The sequence below is a fragment of the Saccharopolyspora galaxeae genome (assembly GCF_016526145.1).
GTDB classification, from domain to species: domain Bacteria; phylum Actinomycetota; class Actinomycetes; order Mycobacteriales; family Pseudonocardiaceae; genus Saccharopolyspora_C; species Saccharopolyspora_C galaxeae.
Genome location: NZ_JADDUE010000001.1, coordinates 960,920 through 979,558 on the forward strand (window position 1 = coordinate 960,920; position 18,639 = coordinate 979,558).

The window sequence follows — 18,639 nt, forward strand, 5'->3', positions numbered from 1 at the left end:
ACTTCTCCGATGAGATCCCGCAGCGAGACGGCGCCTGAGGTGCCATTGCCGGGCGCATAGCGATCACCCGACGCAGAGCTCGAAGACTGATCAGATTCGCTCGACCAGCGAGTGCAGCAGCTTGCCCATCCGGCCTGCCGAGGCATTGCCCGCGTCCAAGACCTCCTGATGGTTCAGCGGCTGCCCGGACAGCCCCGCCGCAAGGTTCGTCACCAGCGACAACCCGAAGACTTCCGCACCGGCCGCGCGGGCGGCGATCGCCTCCATCACGGTGGACATCCCGACCAGGTCGACCCCGAGCCCGCGCAGCATCCGGATCTCGGCCGGTGTCTCGAAGTGCGGCCCGGGCAGCCCGGCGTACACGCCTTCCTCCAGCGAACCGTCGATCTCCCTGGCCAGCCCGCGCAACCGCGGCGAGTACAGCTCGGTGAGGTCCACGAAGTGCGGCCCGACCAGCGGCGACCGCGCCGTGAGGTTGACGTGGTCGCTGACCAGCACCGGCTGCCCGACCACCATGCCCTCGCGCAACCCGCCCGCGGCGTTGGTGAGCACCACGGTCCGGCAGCCCGCGGCCACCGCCGTGCGAACCCCGTGCACCACGGGATCCATGCCCTTGCCTTCGTACAGATGCGTGCGGCCCAGCAGCACCAGCACCTGCTTGCCCGCGATCGGCACGGACCTGATCCGGCCGCTGTGCCCGGTCGCGCTCGGCGGCGCGAAACCCGGCAGGTCGGACATGAGCACCTCGGCGGCAGGGCTGCCGATCTCGTCGGCGGCCGGGCGCCACCCGGACCCCAGCACGACGGCCAGGTCGTGGTGGGCGGCTCCGGTGCTCTCGGCGAGGGCGGCCGCGGCTGCGCTTGCGGTGGCGAACGGGTCGGAGGTCGCAGTAGAGGTCACGGTCGACCAGCCTAGCCACCCGCGCCCGCGCGGTCGGACCGCTCTCGCGAAGCGGACCGCCTCACGCGGGTGTGCGGAAGCTGTCCAGAGCCTCCTTGAACCGCTGATCACCCGCCTGCGCCTGGTTCGAGTCGACCCGCACGACCCACAGGTCTCCGTCCCGGGCCGTCAGGTAGGCGTAGGTGGTCCGCGGCGCCTGCGCAGCCGCTGCCCCGAGCAGGCTGGTCTGCTTGCTGACGTAGACCAACCGCCGATCCGGCTCACCGCCACCCGCGGACTCGCCCATGGCTTGGTTCAGCGAGATCTGCGGCGGCGACCCGGTCCGTTCCGGGAGCGTGTCGATGAATTCCTGCATGGTGTGGCCTTCGCGGTAGTAGCCGGGAAAGCGCTCCACGGCGACTTCGCTCGTGCCGTCCGGGGACACCAGGCGCACGGCCCTGCTCTCGGCGGGCCGCTCCCGGCTGTCCCGGAACGTGTCCCACCCCGCGGGAGCGAGCACCGAGAACGAGCCACCGTCCGCGCCGTTGCCCCCGTTCGCGTCGTCGACGTAGCGCACGGTGCGCGGAGGCTGAACGGGCGAAGCGCCCCCTGGCAGTCCGGGCAGCGGCGGCTCGCCCGCGTAGATCCGCACGCCCGCGAACCCCGCAACGGTGGCGATCAGGAAAACCACCAGCGCCGTGCAGACCAGCACCAGCACGCCCCAGCGGAACCGGCGCCGCGCTGGTGCGGGTGCCGGGGCGTCCTCGCTGAGCATGAACGGCAGCGGCCCCGGATCGGACGCCAGCGCTGCGGGCTCCGGCTCCTGCGGGGTCCGCGTCGGCTGCCGCTGCTTCTGCTGCACCGGGACCCGCACCGTCGGGGCCTCCGGGTCGATCAACATGCCGAACGGCAGGGAACCGGCCACCGGCAGCAGGTGCTGCACCCGCTTGCGCACCTCGTGCGGGGGCATCCGCGCTGCCGGGTCCTTGACCATCAGACCGCTGATCACCTCGGCGAGCGGGCCGTGCCGCGGTGGTGCCGGGACCGGGCCGCTGACCACCGCGTTGATCGTGGCCACCGGATGGTCGCCCGCGTCGTAGGGCGGTTCGCCCGTGCTCGCCGCGAAGAGGGTGGCGCCGAGTCCCCACAGATCGGCGGCAGCGGTCACCGGATCGCCGGTGGCGATCTCCGGGGCGATGAACGCCGGGGTGCCGAGCATGATCCCGGTGGCGGTGATGGTGTGCTCTGCGACGTTGCGGGAGATGCCGAAATCGCTGAGCTTGATCCGGCCGTCGTCGCCGATGAGCACGTTGCCCGGCTTCACGTCGCGGTGCACGATCCCCGACCGGTGCGCCGATTCCAGCGCGGCGGCCACGCCGTCGGCGATCACGGCGAGCTGCTGGTCGGACAGCGGGCCGTGCTCGGCCAGCACCGCGGACAGGCTCTGCGAGGGCACCAGTTCCATCACGACGAACGGCTCGCCGTCCTCGCGGGCCACGTCGTAGAGCGTCACGACGTTGGGATGGGTCAGCAGCGCGATCGCGCGAGCCTCCCGCAGCGCGCGCTCGCGCAGCTCGGCGGCCTCGGTCTCGGGCATCCCCGCGGGCAGCAGCACTTCCTTGACCGCCACCGGCCTGCGCAGGAGTTCGTCCGTGCCCGCCCAGACGATGCCCATGGCGCCGCCACCGATCCGTTGCTCCAGCCGGTAGCGCTCGGCGATCAGGCGGTTCCCGCCGGTGTCTGCTGTCTTCGGCACCCGCCCATTGTCCATTCGCGTGGCCCGGTTCACGGGCGGACCGGAAAAGTCCGGCGCCGAGTGTGGGGATCACCCTCGGCGAGCGCGTTACACCTAGTGAACTTCCCCACGCGGGCCGCGCGGTCCGTGCCCCCGCAATTCGCCCAAGGTCATTTCGTCGCAACGAAAAACGGCCGCGAACGGCGCGAACGCTGATCAGCGCGAATTATGACCACGGGGTCGGATTCGGATAAGTTGGGCGCGACCGGGACCACCGTCGGCGGGCGCGACCCGTCCGGCGACCCCGTCCCGCACGGCAGCCGCACCCGGTGGTGTGCCGAGCAGGGGTGCAGAACAATCCCGTGGGGTCGCCTGGTCCGAGGTCGACGATCACCGGCTTACCGGGAGGTGCCCTTGCTCGCGTTCGTCCTCGCGCATCTGCTGGTGGCCCTGGCTCTGCCGATGGTGGCCAGGCGCAGCACGCGAGCGGCGTTCGTGATCGCGGCGCTGCCGCCCGCCGGTGCGCTGATCTGGGTTCTGGCGCGGTCGCCGGAAGTGCTCGCAGGCAGCGCCGTCGTCGAGCAGGTGACCTGGGCGCCGCTGCTCGGGCTGGAGTTCAACTTCCGGCTCGATCCGCTCGCGCTGCTGATCACGCTGCTGGTGTCCGGCATCGGCGCGCTGGTGCTGGTGTATTCGATCGGCTACTTCCACTCCGGCAGCGGCGACGCGCGCCGATCTTCGCCGCTGTTGCTGGCCTTCGCCGGGGTGATGCTCGGGCTGGTGCTGGCCGACGACCTGCTCACCGTTTACGTGTTCTGGGAGCTGACCACGATCTGCTCGTTCCTGCTGGTCGGGCAGGCGGGCATCAGCCGGGAGTCGCGGCGTTCCGCGCTGCAGGCGCTGATGATCACCACGCTCGGCGGGCTGGTGATGCTGCTCGGGTTCGTGGTGCTCGGCGAGGCCGCGGGCAGCTACCGGATCTCCGAGATCGTCGCTCGGCCCCCGGAGGGGACACCGCTGGTGGTGGCCGCGGTGCTGATCCTGGCGGGCGCGTTCACCAAGTCCGCGCAGATGCCGTTCCACAACTGGCTGCCCGCCGCGATGGTCGCGCCCACGCCGATCAGCGCCTACCTGCACGCGGCGTCGATGGTCAAAGCCGGGGTGTTCCTGGTGGGCAGGCTCGGCCCGGTGTTCGCGGACGTGCCGTGGTGGACGGTGCCGACCGCGGTGCTCGGGCTGTTCACGATGGTGCTCGGCGGTTGGCGGGCGCTGCACGAGACGGATCTCAAGCGGCTGCTCGCCTACGGGACCGTCAGCCAGCTCGGCTTCCTGATGGTGCTGATGGGGCAGGGCACGTACGCGGCCGCGCTGGCGGGGGCGGCGATGCTGCTCGCGCACGGCATGTTCAAGGCCACGTTGTTCCTCGTGGTCGGCATCGTGGATCACGAGACGGGCACCCGGGACGTGCGCGAGCTGTCCGGGCTGGGCAGGCGGATGCCGGTACTGGCGACCACCGCGGTGCTGGCCGCAGCCTCGATGGCCGGGTTGCCGCCGATGCTGGGTTTCCTGGGCAAGGAGGCCGCGTTCGGCGCGTTCCTGGAGGGGGGCCGGGCGGGTCTGATCGTCGACCTCGTACTTGTGCTCGGCTCCGTGTTCACGGTGGCTTACAGCGCGCGAGTGCTGTGGGGCGCGTTCGCCACCAAGCCCGGAGTGGCCGCTACGAGCGCGAAACATCCCGCAGCGGTGCTGCAGGTTCCTGCGGCGATACCTGCCATCGCGGGAGTGGGGCTCGGGATCGGCTACCCGCTCACCGACGAGCTCGCGTCCTCTTACGCCGCGGTTTTCGGGCCGGGACCGGATCCGCTGCACCTGGAACTGTGGCACGGCTTCGAACTGCCGCTGCTGTTCTCGATCGTCGCGATCGCCGGTGGGCTGTGGCTGCACGCGATGCGCGTTCCGCTGACCGCGGTGCGCGGCAGGCTTCCGCGGCTCCTCGACGCGCAGCGCGGATACGAGCGGATCATGGCGCTGCTGGAGCGGATCGCGGTCGGCGTCACCGGTCGCCTGCAGGTCGGTTCGCTGCCGACCTACCTGGCGATCATCCTGCTCACGGTGCTGATCGTGCCGGGTTCGGTGCTGCTGCCGCAGCTGCGCCTCACCGAAGACATCCGGTTCTACGACAACCTGCTGCAGGTGCCGCTCGCGGTGCTGTTGCTCGTCGCGTCCGTCGCGGTGGTGCGTGCGAAGCGGCGGCTCACCGCTGTGCTGCTGGTCGGCGTGATCGGCTACGGCATCGGTGGGCTGTTCATCATCGACGGTGGACCTGACCTGGCGTTGGCCCAGTTCCTCGTCGAGACGCTGACGATGGTCGCGTTCGTGTTCGTGCTGCGGCGGTTGCCCGCGCGGTTCACCAAGGGCGACAGAGCCCGGCTGCTGCGCTGGCCGAAGCTGGCGCTGTCGGTCGCGGGCGGGGTGTTCATCGCGCTGGCCGCGGTCGTGTTCAGCGCCGCTCGCCAGTACCCCTCCGAAGTCAGCGCCTTCTACATGGACAACGCGGAGAAGGGCGCGGGTGCCACGAACGTGGTGAACGCGATCATCGTCGACTTCCGCGCGTTCGACACGGTCGGCGAGATCTCCGTGCTGGCCGTTGCCGCGACCGGCGTCGCCAGCCTCGTGCTGGCCTCCCGGCACGAGCGCAGGCGCCGCAGCACGCGCCGCACGACCAAGGTCGCCGAACCGGCCGCGCCGGGCGGGGACCGCAGCCGCCAGGAGGAGGTGCGCGAATGACCGACCCCCGGATCACCGCAGTCCAAGCAGGCAGGCCGTGGACGAACTGGGACGCACCGCGGGAACGCTGGCTGCTGACCGGCTTCCCGCGGGACGGGCGGGAACGCACCATGCTGCTCGAGCTCACCGCCCGCATCGTGTTCCCCACGGTGCTGGTGCTGGCGGTGTACCTGCTGTTCGCCGGGCACGACCGGGCGGGCGGCGGGTTCAGCGGTGGCCTGGTCGCCGGGCAGGCGTTCGCGCTGCGCTATCTCGCGGGCGGCCGGATGGACGACAGCGCGATCATCTCGCTGCGCCCGCCGGTGCTGATCGGCATCGGGCTGACCATCGCCACCCTCACCGGTTTCCTGCCCACGTTGTTCGGCGGGCAGCTGCTGGCCAGCACCACCTTCAAAACCGTCGTCCCGCTGCTGGGCGAGATCAAGTTCGTCACCAGCCTGGTGCTGGACATCGGAGTGTTCCTGCTGATCATCGGCGTGGTGCTGGACTTGCTGCGCACCCTCGGGTCCGGCGTGGAGGCCGACGCCGCCGCGGCCGCGAGGGGGCAGTCATGAGCGGCTCCGTCAACATCACGATGGCCCTGGTCATCGCGGCGCTCTACTCGGCGGGCTTCTACCTGCTGATGCAGCGCTCGCTGATGCGCATCCTGATCGGCATCGTGATCATCGGACACGGCGGCAACCTGCTGCTGCAACTGGCAGGCGGACCGCCCGGGCGCGCCCCGATCCTCGGCGACGCCCCACCGGAGCAGATGACCGACCCGTTGCCGCAGGCGATGGCGCTGACCGCGATCGTGATCACGTTCGCGCTGACCACGTTCCTGCTGGCGCTGGCCTACCGCTCGTGGACCTTGCTGGGCCACGACGAAGTCCGCGACGACGTGGAGGACCGCCGGATCCGGCGGCTGGAACGCAGGCTGGCCGAGTCCGAAGAGGACCAGGTGCAGGAAGAGGAACTCGAACGGGAGGCCACTCAGTGACCGTCCTGGTGGCGCTGCCCGTACTGCTGCCGCTGGCCGCTGCGGGCCTGTCCCTGGCGTTGGGCCGGTTCGCCGACTTCCAGCGCATCATCGGCCTGGTCGTGCTGGCCGCAATCATCGTCGACGGGGCGTTCCTGCTCTACGTCACCGATACCTACGGCCCGCTGGTGCTGCAGATGGGTTCCTGGCCGGCGCCCGCGGGGATCACGCTGGTAGCCGATCGGCTCTCCGCGCTGCTGCTGATGGTCTCGGCGGTGGTGACGTTCGCCGTGCTGATCTACTCCATCGGCCAGCGGCTCACCGACTACGGCCGCGAACGGGCGAGCACCACGTTCCACCCGATGTACATGGTGCTGTGCGCCGGCGTGTCGTTGGCCTACCTCGCCGGGGACCTGTTCAACCTGTTCGTCGCCTTCGAGATCATGCTGTCCTCGTCGTACGTGTTGATCACGCGGCGCACCACGGCCAGCCGGGTGCGCGCGGGCATGACCTACGTGATCGTCAGCCTCACCTCGTCGCTGCTGTTCATCACGATGATCGCGCTGGTGTACGCGGCGACCGGCACGGTGAACATGGCCGACCTCGGCGGCAAGGTCGTGCTGCTGCCGGAGGGCCTGCAGATCGCGCTCGGGCTGCTCATGGTGATCGTGTTCGGGGTGAAGGCGGCGATGGTGCCGCTGCACTTCTGGTTGCCGGACAGCTATCCGACCGCGCCCGCTCCGGTCACCGCGGTCTTCGCCGGACTGCTCACGAAGGTCGGTGTCTACGCGCTGATCCGCACGCAGACGCTGGTGTTCAACCACCACCGCGGTTGGGAGCTGATGCTGGCGATCGCGCTGATCACCATGCTGGTCGGCGCGCTCGGCGCGCTGGCGCAGAACGACCTGAACCGGATGTTGTCGTTCCTGCTGGTCAGCCACATCGGTTACATGCTGTTCGGACTCGGCGTCTACGACATCGTCGGGTTGACCGGCGTGATCCTCTACGTCGTGCACCACATCACCGTGCAGGCCACGTTGTTCCTGGTCAGCGGTCTGATCACGCGGCACACCGGCACGGTCGCGCTGAGCCGGATGGGCGGGCTGGCCAGAGCGGCCCCGCCGATCGCGGTGCTGTTCGCGCTGCCCGCGCTGAGCCTGGCTGGCGTGCCGCCGTTCTCCGGTTTCGTCGCGAAGCTGGCGCTGCTGCAAGCCGGCGTCGGCGCGGGCACCTGGGCCGCCTACGTGGTCACCGGCGGCGCGGTGCTCACCAGCCTGCTGACGCTCTACGCGGTGGCGCGGGTGTGGACCCGGGCGTTCTGGGGCCAGGTGCGCGCGCCGGAAGCCGACCCGGACCCGGCTGACGAACTCGTCGTCGGCACCGGGAACTCCACCCGTCCGATGATCGCGGCCACCGGCGTGCTGGTCACCGCGAGCCTGGTCATCGCCATGGTCGCGGGGCCGCTGTCCGGGGTCAGCAATCGCGCCGCCGAGGACCTGATGGACGGCAGTACCTACCGCAGCGCGGTGCTGGGAGACGCTCATGACTGACCTGTCCCGTCTTGCGCGCAGGTTGCCGCTGGTGCTGTGGCTGACGGTGGTGTGGATCCTGCTGTGGGGCACGCTCGACCTGGGCACGCTGGTGTTCGGTGTGCTGGTCGCGGTGCTGATCACGGCGTTGTTCCCGCCGCCCCCGGTGTTCACGAACATCGTGGTCCGGCCGGTCTCGCTGGTGCAGCTGATCGGCTACCTCGCGTGGGACCTGGTGGTCTCGACGCTGCGGGTGTCGTGGCAGGCGTTGCGGCATCGCGGGGACACCAGAGCGGGCATCGTCGCGGTGACGCTGCTGACCGACTCCGACCACCTCACGGCGATGATCGCCAACGGGATTTCGCTGGCACCCGGCAAGTTCGTGCTGCAGGTCGATCGCGAGCACGCCATCTGCTACGTCTACGTGCTCGGGATGCGGCCCGGTGAGGACGCCTCGGTGCGGCGCGAAGTGCTCGCGCTCGAGGCTCGGGTGGTGCGCGCGGTGGGATCTGCGCAGGAGGTCGCGCTGGTCGACCGGCACAAGAAGCTCCGGAAGGCGGGTTCCTGATGCACGTGGTGTTCACCGTGACCCTGGCGCTGCTGTGCGTGGCCGGTCTGCTGGTGCTGGTGCGGATGATCCGCGGCAAGACCACTCTGGACCGGATCGTGTCACTGGACGTGCTGGTCACGCTGATCGTGGCCGGTACCTGCGTGGCGATGGGCAGGCAGCAGGACGGGTCGAACATCGCGCTGCTGGCGGCGTTCGCGCTGCTGGCGTTCATCGGCTCGGTGAGCGCTGCCCGGTTGGTCGAGAAGAAGGAGCCGTACCGGTGAGCTGGCTCGACGTGTTGTCCGCGGTGTGCCTGATCGGAGGCGCGCTGTCCTGCCTGCTCGGTGCGATCGGGCTGCTGACGTTCCCGGATGTGGTCGCGCGCCTGCAGGCGGCGACGAAGCCGCAGACGCTGGGGCTGATCCTGATCCTCATCGGAACCGCGGTGCAGCTTGAATTCCGCTACGCCACCGGTCTGATCCTGGTGGGCTTGTTCCAGATGCTGACCTCGCCGGTCCTCGCGCAGCTCGTCGGTCGGGCGGCCTATCGCGCGGACAGCATCCGCCGGGACACGCTGCTGGTGGACGAGCTGGGCGACCGGATCCACCGGGAACGCGAACACAAGTGATGTGTTCTAGGTCACCAGCGCCGAACCTCGGGGGTCGGTCCGCGTCTTCTGGTCGATAGCTTGGCTCAACGCCCGGAGGCTCCATGCGCCCGCTGCTGATCATCGGCTCGTTGCTCGGCGTGCTGGCCGTCGCCGGGTGCGGGCAGCCCCCGCCCGGCGGGGGTGAGCCGGCTTCGGTGACGGTGCCACCGCACGTCCCTGTCGCGACGACCCCGGCGACCAGCGCCGGGCAGCCCACGCCGAGCACTGCCGAGCAGCAGGAGAGCCCGGAGTCGTCCGCCGCGTCGAGTCCGGCGCCGACCGCGACGCCGGTTCCGGGCACGACGAGCGAAACGCCGGGTGATCCGGGCGGAGACGACCCGGGCGGCGACCTCGCCTGCGGCGATGTCACGAACAAGGCCGGTGCCAGCTACTCGTTGTTCTCCCGCCGGGGAGCCGACGGCTCCTACGCCGGGTGCACCGAGGCGATCAACGTGATGTCCGCGTACATGAACCTGCCCGCCGACGAGTACGACGGCTCCAGCAGGAGCGCCACCGTGCAGGGCTACCGGTGCCAGGTGCTGCCCTCCGGCGAACGCATGAAGACGGCCTGCGACAACCCGTCGAAGGGCATGTCGATCTACACCACGGGCTGAGCGCGGCGAAGGCGTTGCGCCGATTCGGGCGACCTTGCTCTTACGGCGGCGGTGACGACGCCCGATGTGATCAAATGGCCTGGTGCGGTCCTCGGCCGCCGAAGGATCTTGCGTGGAAAGGTGTGGAGTGCGCATGGGACGCATCGGGCGACTGCTGGCGGTCCTGACGCTCGGAGGGCTTCTGCTGCTCGTCCCCGCCACGACCGGCCCCGCCGCCGACGCCGCCGGGCTCGTCCCCGCGCATGAGGTCGCGGCTGCCGCACCGCAACCGGTGGCGGCACTGCCCGCGCAGGCCCCTCCCGGGCCGGACCTCACCGGGGACAACCCGCAGCCGATGGACCAGCAGCAGCTGCTGAGCGGCATCGGCGGTGTCGTGCTGATCGCGCTCGTGCTGCTCTCGCGCAGGTGGCGCAAGAAGCCGATGTTCGGCTTCAAGTGGAAAAGCTAGCGCCGCGGGCGGTTCGCCGAAAACGGCAGCGTGGTCGGTTTTCGGCATTCTTTCCGAAGATTTCTCGCTATGGACTAGACCTGGCGGGCTAACCTGTGGGATTTTCACAACCGCGCGGGTAGTGCGCGGCGTGCTCGATGCGTCTCGTGCTCCCGGCAGGGACGGTTCGCGAACTGGGACGACGTCCCTCCGTTGCGTGGGCCGGCACCGGGAAGCCCCCCGACCGGTGCCGGCCCACACCCTCCTTTTCCGCGAGTTCGCTCCGCGCCCGATATCTTTCGCGGAAGTTGAAAGCTGAACTTCTACTCCGCGGCTGAACACCCGCTGCCGCCCGGCGCAATCCGCTGACCGGCCGACGTTTCCGGGCTCCCGCGCAGCGGCCGGCATGCGCCGCTCGTGCAGGATGGGCGCAAATGAGCACCGCCCGCATTCCCAGCCGAACGGAGCCCGCGACGGGGCCGCGCGACCGCTGCCGCGAAGCCGTCCTGCGACATCGCACCGAGTTGATCGAGCTGGCCCGCGACCTGCACGCGCACCCGGAGCCGGCGTTCGCCGAACACCGCAGCGCGGCCGAACTCACCCGGCTGCTCAGCGAACACGACTTCACCGTGCGGGCGCCGGTCGCGGGGCTGGACACCGCGTTCACCGCCGAACGCGGAAGCGGCGAGTTCGTCGTCGGGATCTGCGCCGAGTACGACGCGCTTCCCGAGATCGGCCATGCCTGCGGCCACAACCTGATCGCCGCAGCGGCCGTCGGCGCGGCACTCGCGTTGGCCGAGGTCGCCGACGAACTCGGGATCACCGTGCGCGTCATCGGCACTCCCGCCGAAGAGACCGGCGGCGGCAAGGTCCTGATGCTCGAGCGCGGTGAATTCGACGGCCTGTGGATGGCGATGATGGTGCACCCGGGCCCTGACGACATCTGCGCACCGCGTTCGCTGGCCATCAACGACCTCGAAGTGCGCTACACCGGCCGGGAAGCGCACGCCGCCGCCGCGCCGGAACTCGGCGTCAACGCGGGCGACGCGCTGACCGTCGCGCAGGTGGCCATCGGACTGCTGCGGCAACACCTCGAACCCGCGCAGCAGGTGCACGGTATCGTTACCGCGGGCGGCGCCGCGCCGAACATCGTTCCCGCGCACACCGCGGCGACGTACAACCTGCGTGCCGCCGGTTCCGCCTCCTTGGAGCGCTTGGAGAACCGCATCCGGGCGTGTTTCGAGGCGGGCGCCACGGCGACCGGCTGCACCCACGAGGTCACGCAGGTCTCTCCGGTGTACGCCGAACTGGCCACCGACGAACGGCTGTCGGAGACCTACCGCGCGGCCGTCACCGAACTCGGCCGTCGTCCCATCGGACGCGCCGAGGCGCAGCGCCGGATCATCGGCAGCACCGACATGGGCAACGTGACCCGGCGGCTGCCCGCGATCCATCCGATGATCGCGGTGGATTGCGGCGACGCGGTGAATCACCAGGCCGAGTTCGCCGCAGCGTGCGCCTCGGCATCGGGCGACCGGGCGGTGCTCGACGGCGCGATCGCGATGGCCTGGACGGCGATCACCGCGGCGACCGAGCCGGATCACCGGTCGGCGCTGGCGGCGGCCCGGAATCGCCCAGCCGGGAAGCACAGCGAGGCAGGCGCGGAGCACGGTCTCCGCGCGGCCGCGGAGCGAAACACGTCGGGAGGCGTGCCGTGACGGTAGTGGATACGGGGCCGGACCCGCGCAATTCGTCGAGCGGTGCCGCGCAGGCACCCGAACGAGGCCGCGAGCCGCGAATGCCCGGCGCGGCGTTCGGCGACATGATGTCCGGTGTGGGGTCCGACGAGCAGTCCGGCCTGGAAGATCTCGGTGCCGGCCGCGGACCGGCCTGGCTGGACGCCTGGCTCGCGGCGAACGCCGACCGCGTGCTCGCCTGGCGCAGGCACGTCCACTCCCATCCGGAGCTCTCCCGCGCCGAGCACGACACGACCGCGTTCCTCTGCGAGCAGTTGACCGGGGCCGGGCTGAGCCCGCGGGTGCTGCCCGGCGGCACCGGCCTGCTCTGCGACCTCGGTCCGGAGGGGCAGCCGCGGCGCACCATCGCGTTGCGCGCGGACATCGACGCGCTGCCGCTGACCGAGGCGACGGGTCTGCCGTTCGCGTCCGGCAAGGACGGGGTCGCGCACGCGTGCGGGCACGACGCGCACACCACGATCCTGCTGGGCACGGCGTTGGCGCTGGCAACGGCGCCGGAGCTGCCCGGGCGCATCCGGTTGATCTTCCAGCACGCCGAGGAGGTCATGCCGGGCGGCGCGCTGGACGTGCTCTCGGCCGGTGGGCTCGACGGCGTGGAACGGATCTTCGGATTGCACTGCGACCCGCGACTGCCGGTCGGCCGGGTCGGGGTGAAGCCGGGCGCGATCACCTCGGCCAGCGATCTGCTGGAGATCCGGCTGAACTCGCCGGGCGGGCACACCTCCCGGCCGCACTTGACCGCGGACCTGGTGCACGCGCTGGGCACGCTGGTCACGGGACTGCCCGCGCTGCTGTCCCGCCGCGTCGATCCCCGCACCGGGACGGTGCTGGTGTGGGGTGCGGTGCACGCGGGGGAGGCGCCGAACGCGATCCCGCAGAGCGGTGTGCTCACCGGCACGCTGCGCACCGGGGACCGGGGGACGTGGGCGGAGCTGGAGCCGCTGGTGCGGGAGCTGGTCGGCGGTTTGCTGGCGCCGCTCGGCGTCGGTTTCGACCTGCACCACCGGCGTGGGGTTCCGCCGGTGGTCAACGAGGCCGACAGCACCGAGTTGATGTCCGCGGCGATCCAGCGGGCGCTGGGTGAGCACGCGGTGACGGGTACGCCGCAGTCTTCCGGCGGGGAGGACTTCGGCTGGTACTTGGAGCACGTGCCGGGGTCGTTCGTGCGGCTCGGAGTTCGTTCCGGGCAGGCGCGGGCGCGGGACCTGCACCAGCCGACGTTCGATCTCGACGAGCGTGCGCTGCTGGTGGGAATCCGCGTGATGGTGGGGACCGCGCTGGCGGCCTTGGCGGAGTGAGCCGGCCCCGCCGGATGGCACTCACCCGATCGGGATGTATCTGTGCGGAGGTTCGCGGCCTCTATCAAGTATGACCGCGAACCTGCTCGCACGAGCTTCCCTGAGCCATTCACCTTCCCGCCCGGACGCGGACGTGCCGCGGCCGGAACCCGGCGATGCCGAGCGCTCCGATCTCCGCGATCCGGGCGCCGAGGCCGTCCCCGCAGGATCCAGGCACGGTGCGTTGACCGTGCCCGCGGCTGAGCACGTATTAGGTGCGGAGGCACTGCGCGCGTTGCTCGGTGACGGCACCTGGGTCGAGATCGTTCCCGGCGTCGCCGCACCATCCGGGCTCGCCGGGAAACCAGCGGTACGGGCCGAGGCGGCGTTGCTGCGCGCGGGACCGCACGCGGTCCTGTCCGGGCCGACCGCTGTTGCCATGCACGGTTGCACCGAGGCCGATGGTGCTGACTCCTTGCACGTGACGGTGCCTTACGACCAGCAGCCACGGCCGTCGCCGGGACTGGTGGTACGCCAAGCGTGGATCCGCGAGTCCGATGTGCTCGAACTCGACGGACTGCGGGTGTACACATTGGACGCCGCGTTGGCCGAATTGCTGTGCACCGGACCGCCGCGCACTGCGCTGGCTTGCCTGGAGCAGGCCATGGCGGTGCTCGGCGGTGCCGCGCTGCGGTTCCGATCCGCGGTGACCGAACAGGTGGCCCGCAGGAACGATCGCCGCGGTACTCGTCGTGCCGCGGAGTTGCTGGACTTGGCGCGCACCAGCCCCTCGGGTGCGATGCCGGTGGTGGCCCGGATCCACGCCGCGTCGGCGGGAGTTCAGGGATGAGCGCCGCCGGGAACGTCACATGTCGCCTTGTGATGAATGCAGTCAGATGCGTTATGTTCGGCGATGGACCCGGCTCGCCGAACCGAGCCCGTGCCGCGGTGCGACGTTTCGCGCGTAGTCGGCCCGGGCGCGTCACCGGGACTAGGAGGTCGCGAAGTGTCGCGAGAAGCCCCGCGGTCGTCAGCCGGTTCCGGGCAGGTTCAGGTGGACCACGGCACGAGACGGGCTCCCTCCGCCACGGATGCGGATACCGGGCGGTGCGCGGCGGACACGGACTCGCACGCTCCGGATTCGACGCGCGGCGGGCGGATCGAGTTGGTGCTGCTCGACGTCGGCGGCCCGATCTACGACGACTCCTGGTATCGGGAGGCGCTGCTGCGCGCGACCTGCGAGCTGGTCGCGGAGAACGGCGGCGTGCTCGTGGAAGCCGAGTTCCAGCAGGTCTACGACGCCCGGCGGCAGTCGCAGAGCGGTTCGCTGCGAACCGCGATCGCCGAGCACTTCCTCGGACCCGGGCAGCGCGAGCGGTTGTCCGACCGGGCGGAGAGCTACTGGTTCTACCCGCCTGCGGCGCTGCACCCGGATGTGCTGCCCGCGCTGCGGGAACTGTCCGAGCGGTACCGGCTGGGGGTGGTCGCCAACCAGCGCGCGGTCGTCTTGGACGCGCTGCGGCGCGATGGAGTCGCCGGGTTCATCGACTTCTGGGCGATCTCCGAGCTGGTGGGAGCGGCCAAACCGGACCCGGCCATCTTCCGGCACGCGCTGCGGCAGGCCGGGGTGGCTCCGCAGCACGCGGTGCACGTCGGCAATCGCCTGGACTCCGACGTGCGCGGTGCACAGCAGCTCGGGATGCGCACGGTTTGGGTGGTGCGCGGCGAAGCTCCACCGGATCCGACGCAGCAGCAGCTGCGCGAGCCGGACATCGCCGTGTTCTCGCTGGCGGAAGCGCCCGGGGCGGTGGACCGGTTGCAGCAGCGAGTCCGGTAGCCGGCTGCCTGTTCCCGGGCGGCCCGGAGCCGCCCTGGCCCGTGCGGAGCCTGCGCTCGCGGTCGGCTGCCGGCGATCTCCGAGTGCACTCCGGACCCGCGCAGCTTTTCGGCCAGCGGTTCCGGGGCATCGGAATCGACCACGACCGCGTCGAAGTCGGTCAGCGGCACGAGCGGAGGCGCCGCCCGGCGTTCGAACTTGAAGCTGTTCAGCCGAACCCGGGTGCCAGCGGTGCGCATGAGGGCCCACTCGACCTGCACGGACTCTTGCGGCCGGTGCAGGTAGCGGCCGTCCACGACGGTGGTGCTGGACAGGACCAGCACGTCCGAGCACAGCGCCTCGGCCATGTCGCGGATGGGCATGCCGCTGGCGCCGTACTGCTCGACGAGGCTTTCGATGCGCACGCGGCCGTGTGCGAGCACTTCCCGCCGGATCCGCTCGCGCCGCTGCTGCTGGGAGATCGTTCCGCCGTCCGCCTGGACCAGGTCGACCTCTCCACCGACGTGTGGCGATCGTGTGATCACCGCACGCGCGGTGTGCGGCGGCGGTTCTCGCCCAGCGGGGCGGGTGGAATCAGGGTCCGACGTTCCCGCAAGGACGGATCCGCAGCTTCTCCACGTAGTCCTCGGGAGCTCCCGCGGCCTCCGCCGCGTCGGCCATCACGCCGAGGTAGCGCGCGGACGGCAACCCGCCCTCGTAGGCGTCCAGCACGTAGAGCCAGGCCAGCACCGGACCGTCGAGTGTCTGCACGCGTAGCCGCAGCTTCTTGTGCATCTGCAGCTCGGAGCCTTCCCAGCGGTCGAGCTGTCGTTCGTCCTCGGGGCTGACGTCGTAAAGCACGGTGAACACTTGCTCGCCGGGGTGCTCGACGATCGTCGCCAGCGCACCTTCCCAGCCGTAGTCCTCACCGCCGAAGGTCAGCCGCCAGTCCATCAGCCAGCCCGTTCCCGCCATCGGCGAATGCGGGGCTCGGTCCATCATCTGGGCCGGGTCCATGTTGGACCCGTACGCGGCGTACAGCGGCACGTCCCACAGGGTAGCGATCGTTGTGCCGGATGTCGGAGTGGACCACGTCACCGCTTGCGCGTCGGGGTTCCGGAAACCGGCGAATCGCCGGTACCACCCGGATCGGTGACGGTCCGCGCGGCGTACGGTGAGCCCGGCGCCCACAAGGCACGGAGCACGGGAGGAACGCAGAAGTGACCCGCATCGTGATCATGGGAGGCGGGCCTGCGGGCTACGAGGCGGCTCTGGTCGCAGCGCAGAACGGGGCCGACGTGACGCTGGTGGAGCCGGATGGCCTCGGCGGTGCGTGCGTGCTCTACGACTGCGTCCCCTCGAAGACCTTCATCGCTTCCGCGGGGGCCAGGTCGGCCGTGCGCGACGCCGGTGAGTTGGGCATCCGTGCGGTCGCGGACGGCATCGAGCCCGAGGTCGCCGTGGTGCACGGCCGGGTCAAGGGGCTCGCGCTGGCGCAGTCCGCGGACATCCGCTCGCGGGTGCGCCGGGAAGGTGTGCAGGTCATCGCCGGCCGGGCGCGATTCACCAACCCGGCAACCGGCTTGGCCCAGCACCACATCGGTGTCGAACGCCTCGACGGCGGAGTGGACGAGCTGGTCGCCGACGTGGTGCTGATCGCCACCGGTGCCACGCCGCGGGTGCTTCCCGGCGCGGTGCCGGACGGCGAACGCATCCTGGACTGGCGGCAGCTCTACGACCTGCCGGAACTGCCGGATCACCTGGCGGTTATCGGGTCCGGTGTCACCGGCGTCGAGTTCGCCTCCGCCTACACCGAGATGGGCGTGAAGGTCACCATGGTCTCCAGCCGGGACCGGGTGCTGCCGCACGAGGACGCCGACGCGGCAGGCGTGCTGGAAGAGGTCTTCGCCGAGCGCGGTACCGAGGTCGTCAAGCACGCCCGTGCGGAACGAGTGGAGCGCACCGACAAGGGCGTGCTGGTGCACCTCGCCGACGGCAGGCAGGTCGAGGCCAGCCACGCGTTGATGACCGTGGGTTCGGTGCCCAACACCGGTGACATCGGGCTGGACCGAATCGGCCTGGAGACCGACGGCGGCGGCTACGTACCGGTGGACCGGGTGTCCCGCACGAAGGTTCCCGGGGTGTACGCGGCGGGCGACTGCACCGGTCTGCTGCTGCTGGCGTCGGTGGCGGCGATGCAGGGACGCATCGCGATGTGGCACTCGCTGGGCGAGGGCGTCAGCCCGATCAAGCTGAAGACGGTCGCGGCCAACGTGTTCACCCATCCCGAGATCGCAACGGTCGGGATCAGCCAGCAGGCGATCGACTCCGGCGAAGTCCCCGCGCGGACGGTGAAACTGCCGTTGGCGACGAATCCGCGGGCCAAGATGGAAGGTCTGCGGCGGGGTTTCCTCAAGGTGTTCTGCCGCCCGCAGACCGGTGTCGTCGTCGGTGGCGTGGTCGTCGCGCCGAACGCCAGCGAACTCGTGCTGCCCATCGCGCTGGCGGTGCAGAACCAGATCACCGTGGACAACCTGGCGAACACGTTCTCGGTGTACCCGTCGCTGACGGGCTCGCTGACCGAGGCCGGGCGCCAGCTGATGCGCCACGACGACCTCGACTGACCGGGTAAGCGGTCGTCCGGTTCGATCGTCCGGACCGCCTCCGCACCGAGCGGTCGTTTTCGCGGCCCGCGGTTCGGGAAGCCGGGCTCGGGAAGCACGGGAGGTTGCACGGTTATGTCCACACCGGTTCTGGTCTACGACGGTGACTGCGGTTTCTGCACGCGCAGCGTGCGGCTGGCCGAAAAGCTGCCGCTGCGCGCGGAGCTGACGCCCTGGCAGGAGGCCGACCTCGCCGCGTTGCGCACCACCGAGCAGCGGGCGCGGCACGAGGTGCTCTGGGTCAACGAGGAAGGTCGGGTGTTCGGTGGGGCGCGTGCGGTGGCCGAACTGCTCAAGCATTGCGGCGTGCCGTGGTCGGTGCTCGGCGTGCTGATCTCGGCTCCGGTGCTGCGGACCCTTGCTGACCTGGCGTATCGCTGGGTTTCAGCCAACCGCCACCGGCTGCCCGGTGCCACGCCGGCCTGTCAGCTGCCTGCCGAGCAGCGGCCCGGCGCCTGACCCTCCGGAACGAACGCCCTGCGCCTGATCGCTCGGCGTCTGACCGTCGTTCTGGGCGCATGGGAGACAGCGCGCGTCCTTGCTGCGCACCCGGCATGAGCGGTTCGGAACTCGCGTTGACTCGCTGCGCGTCCCGCTCGTTGCCCGACTCGCTGCCGGACGGTCCGGCGCTGCCCGTCCCGCCAGGCACTGGACGGGGTTCACCTCGGGTGCACCCGCGGCGAATCTCGGCCGAAAGTATGAGAATCCCCGCCGGTCCGCTGGCCAGATGGCCGATCGATCGACTTTTCCGCGGCACTTCGGCCGATCCTGCGGCGCCCCGCACCCGCGTAACTTTGTGTCCGTCGGGGGAGAAACCGCAGGTGGTCACCGGTACAGGGGCATCCCGGTGATCACCTGCGGCGCGCGAGAACGGCGACTAGCTGTTGCGGGTCGTGACGTTGGTGTCGGCTGGCGGGGTCTGAGGAGGGGGACGGGTCTTTCGGCGGCAGGATGAGAAGTGCGACCAACTCGTCCGCCGGACAGAAAGACCCGTCCAT

18 protein-coding genes are annotated in these 18,639 nt (G+C 70.6%); 15 read left to right on the forward strand and 3 right to left on the reverse strand.

Going from position 1 to position 18,639, the window contains the following annotated elements:
- Positions 1-90 precede the first annotated feature (90 nt).
- Positions 91-900, reverse strand: coding sequence for a purine-nucleoside phosphorylase (locus tag INP57_RS04100; protein WP_200068607.1), 810 nt, complete (start codon positions 898-900; stop codon positions 91-93).
- A 61-nt stretch (positions 901-961) separates the two neighbouring features.
- The gene (locus INP57_RS04105) at positions 962-2,635 is read right to left on the reverse strand and encodes a serine/threonine-protein kinase (protein WP_307849898.1); all 1,674 of its coding nucleotides are present in this window, start codon (positions 2,633-2,635) and stop codon (positions 962-964) included.
- A gap of 387 nt (positions 2,636-3,022) precedes the next feature.
- On the opposite strand from INP57_RS04105, the gene mbhE reads away from it, so the two are divergent.
- The 13 genes from mbhE to INP57_RS04170 all read left to right on the forward strand — a co-directional run bounded on the left by mbhE (position 3,023) and on the right by INP57_RS04170 (position 14,999).
- Positions 3,023-5,401 carry a hydrogen gas-evolving membrane-bound hydrogenase subunit E gene (mbhE, locus tag INP57_RS04110; protein WP_445326509.1) on the forward strand — a complete coding sequence of 793 codons (2,379 nt, stop codon included), beginning with the start codon at positions 3,023-3,025 and terminating at the stop codon, positions 5,399-5,401.
- A complete protein-coding gene (locus INP57_RS04115; protein ID WP_200068609.1) occupies positions 5,398-5,955 on the forward strand; it encodes an MnhB domain-containing protein in 558 nt (185 codons plus the stop codon). Before mbhE ends, INP57_RS04115 begins: the two co-directional genes overlap by 4 nt.
- Positions 5,952-6,380 (forward strand): Na(+)/H(+) antiporter subunit C, encoded by a 429-nt coding sequence (locus INP57_RS04120; protein WP_200068610.1) that lies wholly within the window; start codon positions 5,952-5,954, stop codon positions 6,378-6,380. The genes INP57_RS04115 and INP57_RS04120 overlap by 4 nt, the downstream gene beginning before the upstream one ends.
- Complete coding sequence (locus INP57_RS04125; RefSeq protein ID WP_200068611.1) at positions 6,377-7,909, forward strand: Na+/H+ antiporter subunit D; 1,533 nt, start codon at positions 6,377-6,379, stop codon at positions 7,907-7,909. The genes INP57_RS04120 and INP57_RS04125 overlap by 4 nt, the downstream gene beginning before the upstream one ends.
- Positions 7,902-8,456, forward strand: a complete 555-nt coding sequence (locus INP57_RS04130) for a Na+/H+ antiporter subunit E (protein WP_200068612.1) — start codon at positions 7,902-7,904, stop codon at positions 8,454-8,456. Before INP57_RS04125 ends, INP57_RS04130 begins: the two co-directional genes overlap by 8 nt.
- Complete coding sequence (locus INP57_RS04135) at positions 8,456-8,722, forward strand: MrpF/PhaF family protein (RefSeq protein WP_200068613.1); 267 nt, start codon at positions 8,456-8,458, stop codon at positions 8,720-8,722. The genes INP57_RS04130 and INP57_RS04135 overlap by 1 nt, the downstream gene beginning before the upstream one ends.
- A complete protein-coding gene (mnhG, locus tag INP57_RS04140) occupies positions 8,719-9,066 on the forward strand; it encodes a monovalent cation/H(+) antiporter subunit G (RefSeq protein WP_200068614.1) in 348 nt (115 codons plus the stop codon). The genes INP57_RS04135 and mnhG overlap by 4 nt, the downstream gene beginning before the upstream one ends.
- 83 nt (positions 9,067-9,149) lie before the next feature.
- Positions 9,150-9,701 (forward strand): hypothetical protein, encoded by a 552-nt coding sequence (locus INP57_RS04145; protein ID WP_200068615.1) that lies wholly within the window; start codon positions 9,150-9,152, stop codon positions 9,699-9,701.
- Positions 9,702-9,834: 133 nt separating this feature from the next.
- Positions 9,835-10,149, forward strand: a complete 315-nt coding sequence (locus INP57_RS04150) for a hypothetical protein (protein ID WP_200068616.1) — start codon at positions 9,835-9,837, stop codon at positions 10,147-10,149.
- 413 nt (positions 10,150-10,562) lie between these two features.
- Positions 10,563-11,846: an amidohydrolase gene (locus INP57_RS04155; protein ID WP_200068617.1), complete on the forward strand. Its 1,284-nt coding sequence runs from the start codon at positions 10,563-10,565 to the stop codon at positions 11,844-11,846.
- 104 nt (positions 11,847-11,950) lie between these two features.
- A complete protein-coding gene (locus INP57_RS04160; RefSeq protein ID WP_233626901.1) occupies positions 11,951-13,183 on the forward strand; it encodes a M20 family metallopeptidase in 1,233 nt (410 codons plus the stop codon).
- Between the two features lie 70 nt (positions 13,184-13,253).
- The gene (locus INP57_RS04165; protein WP_200068618.1) at positions 13,254-14,012 is read left to right on the forward strand and encodes a hypothetical protein; all 759 of its coding nucleotides are present in this window, start codon (positions 13,254-13,256) and stop codon (positions 14,010-14,012) included.
- A gap of 318 nt (positions 14,013-14,330) precedes the next feature.
- The gene (locus tag INP57_RS04170) at positions 14,331-14,999 is read left to right on the forward strand and encodes an HAD family hydrolase (protein WP_295149535.1); all 669 of its coding nucleotides are present in this window, start codon (positions 14,331-14,333) and stop codon (positions 14,997-14,999) included.
- A 573-nt stretch (positions 15,000-15,572) separates the two neighbouring features.
- Here INP57_RS04170 and INP57_RS04175 read toward each other — a convergent pair.
- Positions 15,573-16,025: a gamma-glutamylcyclotransferase family protein gene (locus INP57_RS04175; protein WP_200068619.1), complete on the reverse strand. Its 453-nt coding sequence runs from the start codon at positions 16,023-16,025 to the stop codon at positions 15,573-15,575.
- Between the two features lie 173 nt (positions 16,026-16,198).
- Here INP57_RS04175 and INP57_RS04180 point away from each other — a divergent pair, with 173 nt between their 5' ends.
- Both INP57_RS04180 and INP57_RS04185 read left to right on the forward strand, forming a co-directional pair.
- Positions 16,199-17,602, forward strand: coding sequence for an NAD(P)H-quinone dehydrogenase (locus tag INP57_RS04180; RefSeq protein ID WP_200068620.1), 1,404 nt, complete (start codon positions 16,199-16,201; stop codon positions 17,600-17,602).
- A 114-nt stretch (positions 17,603-17,716) separates the two neighbouring features.
- Entirely contained in the window at positions 17,717-18,100 is a 384-nt protein-coding gene (locus INP57_RS04185; protein WP_200068621.1) for a thiol-disulfide oxidoreductase DCC family protein, read from the forward strand.
- The last annotated feature ends 539 nt before the right edge of the window (positions 18,101-18,639 follow it).